1 protein-coding gene is annotated in these 289 nt (G+C 59.2%); it reads left to right on the top strand.

The features are described 5' to 3' along the window. Positions 1–289: ethanolamine ammonia-lyase reactivating factor EutA (locus LZP73_RS20360; RefSeq protein WP_234236762.1), on the top strand; the 289-nt coding region annotated here is incomplete at both ends.

Raw genomic sequence — 289 nt, 5'->3', positions numbered from 1 at the left:
CAGTGCCTGGCAACAGGCGCTGATTCAACTGGATCTTTGCCCCAAAACTGACGCGTACGTGCTGGCGCTTCCCGCCTCGCTGCCTGTGCGTTACGCCGCGGTACTGACGGTCATCAACGCGCTGGTCGATTTCGTCGCGCGTTTTCCGAATCCGCATCCCCTGCTGGTGGTGGCCGGGCAGGACTTTGGTAAAGCTCTGGGCATGTTGTTGCGCCCACAGCTACAACAACTCCCGTTGGCAGTCATTGACGAAGTGATTGTCCGCGCGGGGGACTATATCGACATTGGT

Origin of the sequence: Shewanella sp. AS16 (genome assembly GCF_021412365.1) — a bacterium.
In the GTDB taxonomy this organism is placed as follows: Bacteria; Pseudomonadota; Gammaproteobacteria; order Enterobacterales; family Shewanellaceae; genus Shewanella; species Shewanella salipaludis.
This window is presented reverse-complemented; position numbering and strand designations above follow the sequence as displayed.